The 11,893-nt window shown below is 73.6% G+C and carries 13 protein-coding genes and 2 pseudogenes; 11 read left to right on the forward strand and 4 right to left on the reverse strand.

Annotated elements, in window-relative coordinates:
- The first annotated feature begins 166 nt into the window (after positions 1 to 166).
- Together ABZ497_RS28505 and ABZ497_RS28510 are read left to right on the forward strand one after the other, a co-directional pair.
- Positions 167 to 637 (forward strand): NUDIX domain-containing protein, encoded by a 471-nt coding sequence (locus ABZ497_RS28505; RefSeq protein WP_359809280.1) that lies wholly within the window; start codon positions 167 to 169, stop codon positions 635 to 637.
- Positions 638 to 686: 49 nt separating this feature from the next.
- Entirely contained in the window at positions 687 to 1,664 is a 978-nt protein-coding gene (locus ABZ497_RS28510; RefSeq protein WP_359809282.1) for an AraC family transcriptional regulator, read from the forward strand.
- Here ABZ497_RS28510 and ABZ497_RS28515 read toward each other — a convergent pair.
- The gene (locus tag ABZ497_RS28515) at positions 1,654 to 2,556 is read right to left on the reverse strand and encodes an aminoglycoside phosphotransferase family protein (protein ID WP_359809283.1); all 903 of its coding nucleotides are present in this window, start codon (positions 2,554 to 2,556) and stop codon (positions 1,654 to 1,656) included. The genes ABZ497_RS28510 and ABZ497_RS28515 overlap by 11 nt on opposite strands.
- Before the next feature lie 429 nt (positions 2,557 to 2,985).
- On the opposite strand from ABZ497_RS28515, the gene ABZ497_RS28520 reads away from it, so the two are divergent.
- Positions 2,986 to 3,489 carry a carbonic anhydrase gene (locus ABZ497_RS28520; protein WP_359809285.1) on the forward strand — a complete coding sequence of 168 codons (504 nt, stop codon included), beginning with the start codon at positions 2,986 to 2,988 and terminating at the stop codon, positions 3,487 to 3,489.
- Between the two features lie 65 nt (positions 3,490 to 3,554).
- On the opposite strand, the gene ABZ497_RS28525 is transcribed toward ABZ497_RS28520, so the two are convergent.
- The gene (locus ABZ497_RS28525) at positions 3,555 to 4,439 is read right to left on the reverse strand and encodes a haloalkane dehalogenase (RefSeq protein WP_359809287.1); all 885 of its coding nucleotides are present in this window, start codon (positions 4,437 to 4,439) and stop codon (positions 3,555 to 3,557) included.
- Positions 4,440 to 4,567: 128 nt separating this feature from the next.
- Here ABZ497_RS28525 and ABZ497_RS28530 point away from each other — a divergent pair, with 128 nt between their 5' ends.
- On the forward strand, positions 4,568 to 5,125 hold the full coding sequence (locus ABZ497_RS28530; protein ID WP_359809288.1) for a MarR family transcriptional regulator: 558 nt from the start codon (positions 4,568 to 4,570) through the stop codon (positions 5,123 to 5,125).
- 114 nt (positions 5,126 to 5,239) lie between these two features.
- Here ABZ497_RS28530 and ABZ497_RS28535 read toward each other — a convergent pair whose 3' ends face one another.
- On the reverse strand, positions 5,240 to 6,631 hold the full coding sequence (locus tag ABZ497_RS28535; protein ID WP_359809289.1) for a sporulation protein: 1,392 nt from the start codon (positions 6,629 to 6,631) through the stop codon (positions 5,240 to 5,242).
- Between the two features lie 273 nt (positions 6,632 to 6,904).
- Between ABZ497_RS28535 and ABZ497_RS28540 the strand changes: the two genes are divergently transcribed.
- The 6 genes and pseudogenes from ABZ497_RS28540 (at position 6,905) to ABZ497_RS28565 (ending at position 10,769) form a co-directional block, all read left to right on the forward strand.
- Positions 6,905 to 7,393 carry a hypothetical protein gene (locus tag ABZ497_RS28540; RefSeq protein ID WP_359809291.1) on the forward strand — a complete coding sequence of 163 codons (489 nt, stop codon included), beginning with the start codon at positions 6,905 to 6,907 and terminating at the stop codon, positions 7,391 to 7,393.
- Positions 7,394 to 7,710: 317 nt separating this feature from the next.
- Positions 7,711 to 7,877, forward strand: a pseudogene (locus ABZ497_RS28545) (hypothetical protein); the annotation flags it as partial.
- 120 nt (positions 7,878 to 7,997) lie between these two features.
- Positions 7,998 to 8,669, forward strand: a pseudogene (locus ABZ497_RS28550) (asparagine synthase-related protein); the annotation flags it as partial.
- 28 nt (positions 8,670 to 8,697) lie between these two features.
- Positions 8,698 to 9,144, forward strand: a complete 447-nt coding sequence (locus ABZ497_RS28555) for an NUDIX hydrolase (RefSeq protein ID WP_359809293.1) — start codon at positions 8,698 to 8,700, stop codon at positions 9,142 to 9,144.
- A gap of 69 nt (positions 9,145 to 9,213) precedes the next feature.
- Positions 9,214 to 10,527 (forward strand): UDP-glucose/GDP-mannose dehydrogenase family protein, encoded by a 1,314-nt coding sequence (locus ABZ497_RS28560; protein WP_359809295.1) that lies wholly within the window; start codon positions 9,214 to 9,216, stop codon positions 10,525 to 10,527.
- A gap of 116 nt (positions 10,528 to 10,643) precedes the next feature.
- Complete coding sequence (locus tag ABZ497_RS28565) at positions 10,644 to 10,769, forward strand: hypothetical protein (protein ID WP_359809296.1); 126 nt, start codon at positions 10,644 to 10,646, stop codon at positions 10,767 to 10,769.
- Between the two features lie 114 nt (positions 10,770 to 10,883).
- Here the strand turns inward: ABZ497_RS28565 and ABZ497_RS28570 are convergent, their stop codons facing one another.
- Positions 10,884 to 11,237 carry an NUDIX hydrolase gene (locus tag ABZ497_RS28570; protein WP_359809298.1) on the reverse strand — a complete coding sequence of 118 codons (354 nt, stop codon included), beginning with the start codon at positions 11,235 to 11,237 and terminating at the stop codon, positions 10,884 to 10,886.
- A gap of 118 nt (positions 11,238 to 11,355) precedes the next feature.
- Here ABZ497_RS28570 and ABZ497_RS28575 point away from each other — a divergent pair, with 118 nt between their 5' ends.
- Positions 11,356 to 11,877 carry a putative immunity protein gene (locus ABZ497_RS28575; protein WP_359809300.1) on the forward strand — a complete coding sequence of 174 codons (522 nt, stop codon included), beginning with the start codon at positions 11,356 to 11,358 and terminating at the stop codon, positions 11,875 to 11,877.
- Positions 11,878 to 11,893: the final 16 nt, after the last annotated feature.

Raw genomic sequence — 11,893 nt, forward strand, 5'->3', positions numbered from 1 at the left:
CCACTGACGGGCTCACAGATACGCACACACACAAGAAAAACCAAAAAACCGTGCTCCGCGCGGCGGCGGCGCCCGCCCCCCCCCGCCGCCGCCCGGCCCCCGGCCGCCAGGGCAGTATGGGAACGCCGCCCCAGCGGTCGCCGAAGAGTCGAGGAGAGCTGACCACGTGGCACGAACCGAGTTCTACGACGATCCCGGCGCGCCGGAGCCGAACCGGCTGGTGGTGGCGGCGTCGGCCGTGGTGGCCGACGAGGAGGGGCGGGTGCTGCTCCAACGGCGCACCGACAACGGCCTGTACGCGCTGCCGGGCGGCACGATGGACCTCGGTGAGTCGCTTCCCGGCACCGCGGTCCGGGAGGTCCGCGAGGAGACCGGGCTCGTCGTCGAGATCACCGGGCTGGTCGGCACCTACACCGACCCCCGGCATGTGATCGCCTACTCCGACGGCGAGGTGCGGCAGCAGTTCAACGTCTGCTTCACCGCCCGCGTCACGGGCGGGGAGCTCCGGATCTCCGACGAGTCGACCGACCTGCGGTTCGTGGCTCCGGACGACATCGGGGACCTGCCGATGCACCACACGCAGCGGCTCCGGCTCCGGCACTACCTCGACGACCGGGCGACGCCCTACCTGGGGTGACCGCCGGGACGGTGGCCAGGCCGCCCCGGGCTTCGGGTACATTCCGGGTATGTCGGTCATCGCCGTCCTCGTGCCCGACGGGCTGCCCGGACACCACCTCACCACGCCGGGGCTGGTGTTCGGGACGGCGGCACGTGAGCACCCGGGGGTCGCCTACGAGGTGCGGTTGTGTGCCGCGCCCGGGCCGGTCGGGATCGGGCTGCCGGCGCCGCTGGGCATCACCGTCCCGCACGGGCTGGAGGGCCTCGCCGACGCCGACACCGTGCTGCTGGCGGGGCGTGACGGCGCCCCGGTGGAGCCGCCGTCCGAGGTCCTCGACGTGCTGCGGGCCGCGGCCGCGCGGGGCGGGCGGATCGGCGCGATCGGCACCGGGGTGTTCACCCTCGCGGCCACCGGCCTGCTCGACGGCCGGCGCGCCACCACCGGTTGGCGGCACACCGCGGAACTGGCCCGGCGGCACCCCCGGATCGAGGTCGACCCGGTCGGCGCGGCGGTGGCCGACGGCCGCTTCCTCACCTCGGCCGGGATCTTCGGCGGGCTGGACGTCTGCCTGCACCTGCTGGCCCAGGACCACGGGGAGCGGACGGCCGGCGAGACCTCGCGGGAGCTCCTCACCCCCCTGCTGCGGCACGCGGACCGCGTCCAGGAGGGCATCGACCGCGAACTCGCCGACAGCGCGGGCCTCGAACCGACCCTGCGCTGGCTGAAGGCCCGCCTGCACCTCCCGCTGACCCCCGCCGACGTCGCCGCGCACGCCGGAATCAGCGTCAGCAGCCTCAACCGCCGGTTCCGTGCCCAGGCCGGCGTCAGCCCGCCGCAGTACCTGCTCCGGCTGCGCCTGGACCGCGCCCGCGAGCTGCTCACGGAGACCGACGAGCCGGTGGAACGGGTGGCGGCGCTGGCCGGTTTCGCGTCGGCCGCGAGCCTGCGGCAGCACTTCGCCCGGCTGACCGGCACCACGCCGCGCTCCTACCGCGCACGCCACCGGGCGGCCGCCGGGGCGCCCGCCCCAGGGTCTACCCCGTAGCCAGGACCCGCGCGAGCGCCGCCCGCCCGGCCGGACCCCAGGTCCGCTGCCCACCGGGGAGGCCGCGCTCCCCGGCCAGGCCGATGCCGATCAGGGAGAGGCAGCGCAGCAGCGCCCAGCCCCGGGCGCGCAGCACCGTCGCCGTGTCCACCTCGGCCGCGGTGGCCTCGGCGTAGGCGTCGAAGAAGCCGTCCGCCGCGCCTTCGGGCAGGAGCAGCCAGGCCGCCGCGAGGTCCGCCGCCGGGTCGCCGGCGCAGAGTTCGCCGAAGTCGAGCACGCCGGACAGCGTTCCGTCCGTGACGACGACGTTCGCCGGGTGGAGGTCGCCGTGCAGCCAGCTCGGCGGGCCCTCCCGGTCGGGCGCGGCGACGGCCTCCGCCCAGACTCGCCGGACGTCCGCCGCGACGTCGGCGGCGACGAGGTGGAGCAGCTGCTCGAAGCCACCGGCGGCCTCCCTGGGCGGAGCGCCCCGGTTCGAACCGGGGAACGCCCCGGCGGGCGCCTCCCGGTGGAGCGCCGCGAGGAACTCCGCGAGCACGCCCGCCGCGTGGTCGCCACGCTCGATCGGCGCCCGGTCGGCCGGCTCGCCCGGGACCCAGCGGACCACGCTCCACGGCCGGGGGAAGAGCGCGGACGGCTCACCGGCCCGAACGTGGACCGGGATCGGCAGGGGCAGCCGCGGGGCCAGCACGGACAGCCACTCCCGCTCCTTCCGCAGCAGCTCCGGCGCCCGTTCCGTGCGGGGGATCCGTACGGCCGACTCCTCGCCGAGCCGCCACTGCTGGTTGTCCCACCCGGCGTCCACCCGGCGGATGTCCAGCCCGGCGAGGTCCGGGTGCTGCTCCCGCAGGAGTTCCCGCACCAGGGTCTCGTCGATCGCGAAGTCGGTCATGCGGGGCTCCGGGTTCCTGTGCTGTGGAGGGTCATTGTGCCCCGGGCGGGGGGGGAGCCCGATTGCCTCGTTCGGGTGGTCTCGGGTCGATTCCCTGGCGGAGGTGGCGAGTTGGGTATTACCGTGCGGCCATGACCGAGCTCGTCCGCCGTCGTCACGTCGACTACGGCCGCGTGTCCAGCGCGAGTTGTCCGCTCGACCGCTGACGTACGGCCTTCCGCGCGCGCCTCTCCCGTGCCCCGCGCTGTCGCCGTCCGGTCCCCGCCGGTCCCGCGAGCCGGCCCCGTGTCCCGAAGCGCCCGAGGCGGCCACGCCGTTCCGGCGTACCCGCCGGTGCCCCGCGGTCGGGCGCCTCCCGCGGTGAACCCCTGTCCTCGCATGTCCTCGAATGTCCTGGAACGTCCTCGAACGTCCTCGAAGGAGACAGTCATGACCGAAGCCGGTGCCGCCACCGAGCACTACCTCCGCAACAACGCCGCCTACGCGGTCGACTTCCAGGGGCCGCTGCCGCTCCCGCCGGGCCGCCGGAGTGCCGTCCTGGCCTGCATGGACGCGCGGCTCGACGTCTACGCGGCGCTCGGGCTCGACGAGGGCGACTCGCACGTGATCCGCAACGCCGGCGGCGTCGCCACGGACGACGCGATCCGCTCGCTGGCGATCAGTCAGCGGCTGCTGGGCACGCAGGAGATCATCCTGATCCACCACACCGACTGCGGCATGCTGACCTTCGGCGACGACGCCTTCCGGGAGGCGATCCGGGAGGAGACGGGCATCAAGCCGCCGTGGGCGGCCGAGGCCTTCGCCGACCTGGAGGCGGACGTCCGGCAGTCCGCCGCCCGGATCCGGAACAGTCCGTTCGTCCCGAGGACCGACGCCCTGCGCGGCTTCGTCTTCGACATCGCGACCGGGAAGCTCGCGGAGGTGGTGCTGTAGCGGGGTGGTGAGCGGTCCCGGTGCCCCGCGTCGTGCCACGTCGCGCGGGCGGGGTGCCGGGGCCGTCACCAGGCCTGGGCGGCCAGCCAGTCGGCGATCGCGCCGCCGATCGCGTCGGGCCGGTCCTCGGGGGCGTGGTGCCCCGCCGGGCCGCAGTGCTCGACGGTCAGATGGCTGATGTGCTCGCGGCTCCAGGCGACCGTGGCCTCGTCGATCAGCAGGGTCGGCGAGGAGTCGAAGGTCAGCAGCAGCTTGGGCACGTCCGTGCTGTTCGCGAGCCAGATGCCGTAGGCGGTCATCCGGGCGACGACGTCGGCCGGCTCGCCGTCGATCGGCATCATCCGCGGCCAGGCGAGCAGCGGGCGCCGACTCGCGGGGGTGGGGTAGGGGGCGCGGTACGGCCGGACGTCCGGCTCGGCGAGCGGGGTCAGCACGCCGCCCGTGAACGCGGTCTCGATGAGGACGTTCTGTTCGAGGACCAGTCGCTCGCCGACCCCGGGGGTGCGGAAGGCCTCGAAGCGGGCGCGGGCGGGCGCGGGGAGTTCGGCGGCTGTGAGGGGCTTGAGCATGGTCTCCAGCAGGACCACGCCGCGTACCCGCTCGGGGTGGCGGGCGGCCCGGTCGAGGGCGAGAGCGCCGCCCCAGTCGTGGCCGACCAGGACGACGTCCCGCAGGTCCAGCGCGTCGAACCAGGCGTCCAGGTAGCGGGCCTGGTCGGCGAAGTCGTAGGCGATGTCGGGCTTGCCGGAGGCGCCCATGCCGATCAGGTCGGGGGCGAGGGTGCGGGCGCGGCCGGCGACGTGCGGGGTGACGCCGCGCCACAGGTGGGAGGAGGTCGGGTTGCCGTGCAGGAAGACCACGGGCGGGTGGCCCGGGCCGCTGTCGGTGCCGCCGGCGGGGGCGCTGTCCGTGTAGGCGATGTGGGAGTCGATGACGTCGACGGTGGGCATGGTCGGTCGGTCCTCTCGCGGTGCCGCGTAATTCGTTAGCTGCGCTAACGTTCGTAGCACTAATGGTTTCGATATGCTCCCTACCGTATGTCGTTAGTGCGACTAACGCAATGAGTAGAATCAGGGCCATGGACACCCAGGGCGCCAAGGGCCCGACCCCGAGCTGGACCCCGACCCCGACCCCGACGGACTCCGCTGCCGCCGTCCGCGACGACCGCCCGGCCGACCATCCGGCGCCCGCCCGGGTGCGCGCGCTGCCGAGCAGGCTGCTGGCGATGAACGCGATGTACGCCGACCGCCTGGTGGGCGACGGCCTCGCCGCCGAGGGAGCCCGCAAGTGGCACTTCGTGGTCCTGGTCGCCCTCGCCGACGCCGGCCCGGCCAGCCAGTCGACGCTCAGCCGACGCACCGGCGTCTACCGCAGTGACATGGTCGCCGTCGTCAACGACCTCGCCGACCGCGGCTTCGTGGAGCGCACGCCCGATCCCGACGACCGCCGCCGCAACGTCGTCACGGTCACCTCGGAGGGGCGTGGGTATCTGCGCCGCCTCGACGCGATCGTCGACGCGGCGCAGGAGGAGCTGCTCGCGCCGCTGAGCGCCGCGGAGCGCGGCACGCTGACCGGGCTGCTGGCCAGGCTCATGGGCCACCACGCCAAGGTGGCGCCCCCCGGCTCCGCCGGCTGACCGCCCCGGGCCCGCGGCTGCCCGACAACGTCCTGCGCTTCCCCAACCACTGACCGGACCGGTCGACGGTCGGCCCGCTGGTCCCGGCAGCACCGCTGTCGGGACCAGCCAGGATCAGGCGGCGACGGTGAGCTCGCTGCGGGTCCGATGGAGGAAGTCGCGGACCGCTGTCTCGCGGCGCCAGGGGGTAAGGGCGGCGTTGAACTCGCGAACATAGTCCTTGGCCCGGCTGGACTGGACGCGGGCGAGGATGTCGACGGCTTGGTTGCCGAGTTCCAGGCCCTGGTCGAGGTCCTTGCTCTGGAGGTGGGCGGTTCCGACGATCGCCAGGCGCATCCCGACCGAGCGGGTGAACACCCCGGGCTGCATGGCGGCGGCCTGAGCGTTCCAGGCCAGGGCCTCCTTGGGCTTCTCAAGATCGCGGAAGACCTCGGCGGCGTCGGCGGAGAGCCGGGCGTGGTGATAGAAGTCGATCCAAGCCGGCTCGTCGGCGCGGTCGCGGGCTCGGTCGAGCAGTATCTCGGAGGCCGCCAGAGCGGAGGCCGCCGCCTTCGCGTTGTCGTCGCGGGCATGGGCGCGGGCCTCGATGAGCTTGGTGAAGGCCAGCACCCGGGGGGTGGCCTGGCCGTTGGCGCGCGCGAAGGCGCCCTGGGTCATGTCGATGGCCTCGCTGGGGAAGCCCCGCAGCAGGGCCTGCATCGCCATGGTGGTGAGCACATAGCAGCCGAGCTGCACGTCGCCGCCGGCCCGGGCGAGGCGGAGGGCCTGGATGAAGTGGCGCTGGGCGACGTCGTGCTGGCCGATGTCGAAAGCGGTCCAGCCGGCCAGGCGGGACAGCTCGGCGGTCACCGAGAACAGCTCGCGGCCCACCTCGTCGGAGAACGTGCCGGACAGCAGCGGGGCGGCCCGGCGCTGGAGGCAGTCGGTGACGGAGTTTGCCTTCCAGTTGCCGCCGCCATACTTCGAGTCCCAGCGGCGGGCCTCGTCGGCGGCGTCGCGGAGCTCGTCCAGGTCGGCCCGACCGACGCGGGCGCCGCCGCGGTGGTCGGCACGGTCGTCGGCCGGGCTCACCAGCCACCGGGTCACCGGGGTCGTGAACGAGGCGACGGCGAAGCTGGATCCGGTGAGGAAGTCGCGGCGGTTCACGGAACTCCAGAACGAAGTGGCGACGCGCACGGCGTCGGCGGGCTCTCGCGGGAAATCCAACCCCACCGCGGCGCCCGGTGTCTCCGCATCCGCCATACCGATTTCCGCCAACTGCACGGGCCGGCCGAGCCGTTCGCCGATCGCCCGTGCAAGGAGCTTGGGCACCGGCCAGTCGGGGACCATGCCCCGGCGGCACCAGTTCGCGACCGAGGTATGCGTATATGTGGTGGCCAGCCCGGCCTCGTCGGCCAGCTGCTTCACGCGGTGGGCCAGCGACTTGTGGCTGGCGCCCTCGCATTGTTCGATCATCCGGGCCAGCGCGTCGTTCGGCGGCTTGGCCCGGCGGGTGGTCGACGCCACAGCGTCCCCCTCAATCCGTTCCCCGGCTGGGCACGGGGAGTCGTACTCGACTGGGCACGAGAATTCGTACGCCCGGCACCTGATTCCGGATCACCGAGAGTATTGCCTCCACCGCTCGCAGTGAACCGCTTTCACGAGTTGTGAGCCCCCCTGCGAGCCCTGCCTTCATCGGCCGTCAGGCGGTTGCCTGGTGTTCCGGGCCTCTGCCGGGACCTGGGGGGAAACCTCCCGGCGGGGGCCACCACTGATTTCACGCTCAGGGGTGACAACCAGATGTGCGGAATCGCAGGACTGGCCGGCGCCGACGCCGTCCGCCACCAGACCACAGTCGCCGCGATGGGGCTCGCTCAGCACCACCGCGGACCGGACGGCACCCGGCACCTCACCTCGGCCGACGGCCGGGCGGTGCTGTCCATGAACACCCTGCTGATCGTCGACACAGCCGGCGCCCCCGGCCCGTACCAGGACCCGGCCAGCGGCATCGTCCTCACCTTCAACGGCGAGATCCACAACTACCGGCAGGTCGCCGCGGCCTGGGGCATCGTCCTAGAGCCCGGCGAGACCGACGCCCACCTGGTCCTGCGGGCCTGGGCCAAGCTCGGCCCCGGCTGCCTGGCCGGCCTGGACGGCATGTTCGCCCTCGCCGCCTACGACCCGCGCGAGGGACGCCTGTTCCTGGCCAGGGACCGGCTCGGCGAGAAGCCGCTCTACTGGCGCCTGGAGGTGGCCGGCTCGCGTTCGCCTCCGAGGTCACCACCCTGACCGGCTACGGCGCCGCCCCGCTGGTCGTCCGCCCGGAGATGCCCAGCATCGAGACGCCCACCGGCGCCGACACCCCGTTCCAGGGCATCCAGCTCCTCCCGCCCGCCGGGCTTCTTGCCTTCGACGTCGCCACCGGCTCGCTGGTCCAGCGGACCTGGTGGACCTTGGAGGGCCTGGAGCCCTGGCAGGGTGACTACCGCACCGCGCTCGCCAGGCTCTCGACCCTGCTGGCCGACCGGATCCCGATGCGGGCGCCGGCTGGCGACTTCGCGCTGCTGCTGTCGGGCGGACTGGACTCCTCGGTGCTGGCCTACCTGATGCGGCCCCAGCTCTGCATCACGGTCCGCTACCCCGGACAGGACCGCCTCGACGAGTCCGCGACGGCAGCCGTCGTCGCCCGGGACATCGGTGCCGAGCTGGTCGTCATCGAGCCGACCGCCGCCGACTTCGCTCGCACGCTGCCGGAAATCATGCACGCACTGGACTATCCGATGGGCAACGCGTCCACGTTCTCCGAGCACATGGCCTACCGGGCGATCGCCGAACGCGGCATCCGCGTCGCCGTCGGCGGACTCGGGCCGGACGAGTTCCTGATGGGCTACGTCCGCCACGCGCTCGTCCTCTTCGGCCCGGTGGCTGTGCTGGGCGCCGGGCTGGACGCCTACCGGCCGCTCGCGTCCAACTCCTTGGCGACGCTGGCGGCACGCTGGAGCCAGCCGAGGCGATCGTGAGGCTCATCCTGCGCGGGCAGGACCCGGACGGCCGCCTGCGGGAGGTTGTCGCCGACGCCCTCCGCCGGGCCGACGGGGACCTGGCTCGGGGGCTGACGCTGGCGGACCTGGCCACGGCCTGGCGTCCGCTGGTGATGACCTCGGACAAGCTGGCCTCCGCCTTCGCGCTGGAGCGACGCTCACCGTTCCTGGCACGGGACCTGGTCGAGTTCGCCTACCGGCTGCCGGTCGAGCACAAGATCGCCGATCCGGCGGCTGGGAAGCGGATCCTGCGGGACGCCGCGAAGGCCCTCGGACTGCCCCGAGAGGTCTGGGGAAGCCGGGACAAGCTCGGCTTCGCCTCCCCGGTCCCGAGCTGGCTGTCCGGCCCGCTGGAGCCCTGGGCGACCGTGCAGATCTCCACCGCTCTCGACCAGGCCCCCGTCTCGCTGCGGCCGCTGCTGGCCGGCGGCCTGAAGCCGGGCGGGCGGTTCGACCGCACCCGCATGCAGGCGCTGATGGCCGCGGCCTGGTTCTGCGACCACGCCCTCACGGCCGCGGCATGACGCACCGTCGGCTCACTACGGTGAGTGCATGGATCCCCAGACTCTCCCCACCGAGCCGTCCGCCGCCGAGCCGCGCGGAGCGGTCGCGATCATCACCAACCGGCGCGGCGAACTCCTCCTGCACCTGCGCGACGACCTCGACGGTGTGACCTGGCCCGGCCATTGGAGCCTCCTGGGAGGCGGCTGCGACCCCGGCGAGCGCCCGATCGAGGCGATCGTCCGCGAGCTCGACGAGGAAGCCGGCCTGGCCGTCGACGGCGGCCCGGCCGAGCTGTTCGAGACCCGGGACGTTCACGGCTCGGGGCAGATCATCACCTTCTTCGCCGGCTCCTGGGACGGCGACGAGACCGTGCTGCCGCTGGCCGAGGGCGTCAAGCTCCAGTTCTTCGCCCCCGAGTACCTGCCCGTTCTGACCATCCCGCCGTTCATCCGCGACGGCATCCACCGCTTCCTGGCCGCCCAGCCAGGCGCCTGACGCCCCGTCCCCAAAGGGGGTTGGGGCGCCTGGCCGGGCGGCCCCCGCCCCCTTGGAAGGACACGTTTCGTGAAGCTCACCATGATCGGCTGCGGCTACCTCGGCGCGACCCACGCCGCCGCAATGGCCGAGCTCGGCCACCAGGTCCTCGGCATGGACACCGACACCGACAAGGTCGACGCCCTGAACAAGGGCCAGGCCCCGTTCGTCGAGCGCGGCCTGGACGACCTACTCGCCAAGCACACCGCCGCAGGCGCTCTGCGGTTCACCGCCTCCTACGCGGAGGCCGCCGCCTTCGCCGACGTCCACTTCCTGGGCGTCGGCACCCCCCAGCAGGACGGCAGCGGGGCCTACGACCTCACCCCCCTCCACACCGCCGTCCGCCGGCTGGCCCCACGGCTCGGCGACGGCGCGCTGATCATCGGCAAGTCCACCGTCCCGGTCGGCACCGTCGCGAAGCTGCGGCAGACCCTGGACGAGCACGTCCGCGCCGGGGCGAGCGCCCGCCTGGCCTGGTCGCCGGAGTTCCTGCGCGAGTCCTTCGCCGTCCTGGACACCCTGGAGCCGGACCGTCTCGTCCTCGGCATCGAGGACGGAGACGCCAGCAGCGAAGCCGTCTTCCGGACCGTCTATGCCGACATCCTGGCCACCGGCTCCCCGCTCATCGTCACCGACATCCCGACCTCCGAACTGATCAAGGGCGCCGCGAACGCCTTCCTCGCCACCAAAATCTCCTTCATCAACGCGATGGCAGAGCTCTGCGAGAAGACCGGCGCCGACGTCCAGCAGATCGCCCTCGCCCTGGGCTATGACCACCGGATCGGAGCCAAGGGCATGCGGCCCGGCCTCGGGTTCGGCGGCGGCTGCCTGCCCAAGGACCTGGCCGGCTTCACCCACCGCGCCGAAGAACTCGGCGCCGACACCGGTCTGCTCCGCCAGGTCGCGGCGATCAACCGGCGCCGGCGCGAGCACACCGTCGAGCTCGCCCGCGAGACCCTCGGCGGCACCGTGATCGGCAAGCGGATCGCGGTCTGGGGCGCCGCCTTCAAAGCCCACACCGACGACATCCGCGACTCCCCGGCCCTCTCGGTCGCCGACGCCCTCCAGCGGGCCGGCGCCGAGGTCACTGTCCACGACCCAGCCGCGATGGAGAACGCCCGCAGCGCCTACCCCCAGCTCGACTACGCCGATGACCCCACCGGGGCCGTCACCGGCGCCGGGCTGCTTCTGCACCTGACCGACTGGACCCAGTACTCAGACGCCGACCCGGCCGACCTCGCCCGGCACATCGCTGTCCCCAAGGTCATCGACGCCCGCGGCAGCCTCGACGCGAACCGCTGGCGCGCGGCCGGCTGGACTTTCCGCGCCCTCGGCCGCCCCTGATCCGCACCGGCCACACGGCACATCCACAGACTCCCGGCCCGGCCGCCGCACACGGATGCACGGCGGCTGGGCACGGGCCTGGCACCCCCCGAAACAGGAGGTCAAGGAGGAGCACCATGAGTGACATCCTCACCAGGTCGCGCGGCGCCGAGCTGCTGGCCGGTGCTCTCTCCGAGTTCGCGGCCGACCTCGCCGTCCCTTGTCCCGGCAGCGGCGTCGCCCCCATCAAGCCGAGCGCCTGACCCACCACACATGAGTGCGCCGAGCCGTCCGGACGGCTCGGGGGCACCCCACATCCGCCCTGCCCCTGCCGACGGCCGGATTCTGCCGGGCGATGGGACGCAAAGATCTGAACACTAGAACTTGACAGGGGGCTGCCCGACCGGCTGGATCTCGCCCCGGTAGCCGGTCTCCTCCAGCAGTTCCCGGGCGATGGCGTCGACCGGGAGTTCGCCCGGCTCCAGCAGGCCACCGGGCAGCTCGTACAGCACCCGGCCGGGCCCGGGCCGGTACTGGCGGGCGAGGACGACCCGCCGGTCGGGAGTGAGCGCGAGCACCGCACCGGCCGGGCTTTCGCGCTTCAGGTAGAAGTCCGCCCGGCTGCCGTCCGGCAGTTCGAAGTCGACCCGGTCGACGGACCGGCCGAACTTGCCGAAGACGGTGGCGCGTTCGAGCTCGCGCCAGGGTGGGGTGGGGGTCTCGGTCGCCATGGCCAGGACTGTACGGCCCCGGCCGGGCGACTCGGCGGACGGCGGCGGGCGGGTGGGCGGGCGGCCGCGCGACGGCGGGTGGGCGACGGCGGGTGGCGGGGGCGGGCAGGATGGGCGGATGGACACGGTGACGATCAGCGACGAAGACCGCCGGCTCCTCGGAGCCTGGACCGCAGACTGCGCCGAGCGCGTCCTGCCGCTGTTCGAGGCGCGGGCCCCCGCCGACACCCGCCCGGGCGAGGCGATCGACGGCATCCGCGTCTTCACCCGCGACGGGAAGCGGACGGGGAGGCTCCGCGCCGTCGCCCTCGCGGCGCTCGCAGCCGCGCGTGACGTCGCCGACCCGGCGGCCACGGCGGCCGCCCGCGCCGCGGGCTACGCGGCGGCGAGCCCCTACATCCACCCGCTGGCCACCCCCCACCAGGCGAAACACGCCCTCGGCCCGGCGATGTACGCGGCGCACGCGCGGGAACTCGCGGCGGCCGGCGACCGGGCGGCCGGTGATGCGGAGATCCGGTGGGCGATCGAGCACGCACCGCCCGCCGTCGGCGCGATCCTGCGCCAGCTGCCGGTCTTCACCCCCGGCCGCAGCCGCCTGGACGCCTTCCGCGACCGCCTCGAAACCGAGCTGCGGGGCTGATCGGGGGCCCGGCCCT

Origin of the sequence: Kitasatospora sp. NPDC005751 (genome assembly GCF_040630835.1) — a bacterium.
In the GTDB taxonomy this organism is placed as follows: Bacteria; Actinomycetota; Actinomycetes; order Streptomycetales; family Streptomycetaceae; genus Kitasatospora.

Bases quoted from the DNA above. Each gene is read 5' to 3' on its own strand.
- ABZ497_RS28515 (WP_359809283.1), bottom strand. From the start codon at position 2,556: ATGACCGACTTCGCGATCGACGAGACCCTGGTGCGGGAACTCCTGCGG.
- ABZ497_RS28540 (WP_359809291.1), top strand. From the start codon at position 6,905: ATGTGCGGAATCGCAGGACTGGCCGGCGCCGACGCCGTCCGCCACCAG.
- ABZ497_RS28520 (WP_359809285.1), top strand. From the start codon at position 2,986: ATGACCGAAGCCGGTGCCGCCACCGAGCACTACCTCCGCAACAACGCC.
- ABZ497_RS28570 (WP_359809298.1), bottom strand. From the start codon at position 11,237: ATGGCGACCGAGACCCCCACCCCACCCTGGCGCGAGCTCGAACGCGCC.
- ABZ497_RS28530 (WP_359809288.1), top strand. From the start codon at position 4,568: ATGGACACCCAGGGCGCCAAGGGCCCGACCCCGAGCTGGACCCCGACC.
- ABZ497_RS28510 (WP_359809282.1), top strand. From the start codon at position 687: ATGTCGGTCATCGCCGTCCTCGTGCCCGACGGGCTGCCCGGACACCAC.
- ABZ497_RS28555 (WP_359809293.1), top strand. From the start codon at position 8,698: ATGGATCCCCAGACTCTCCCCACCGAGCCGTCCGCCGCCGAGCCGCGC.
- ABZ497_RS28575 (WP_359809300.1), top strand. From the start codon at position 11,356: ATGGACACGGTGACGATCAGCGACGAAGACCGCCGGCTCCTCGGAGCC.
- ABZ497_RS28565 (WP_359809296.1), top strand. From the start codon at position 10,644: ATGAGTGACATCCTCACCAGGTCGCGCGGCGCCGAGCTGCTGGCCGGT.
- ABZ497_RS28525 (WP_359809287.1), bottom strand. From the start codon at position 4,439: ATGCCCACCGTCGACGTCATCGACTCCCACATCGCCTACACGGACAGC.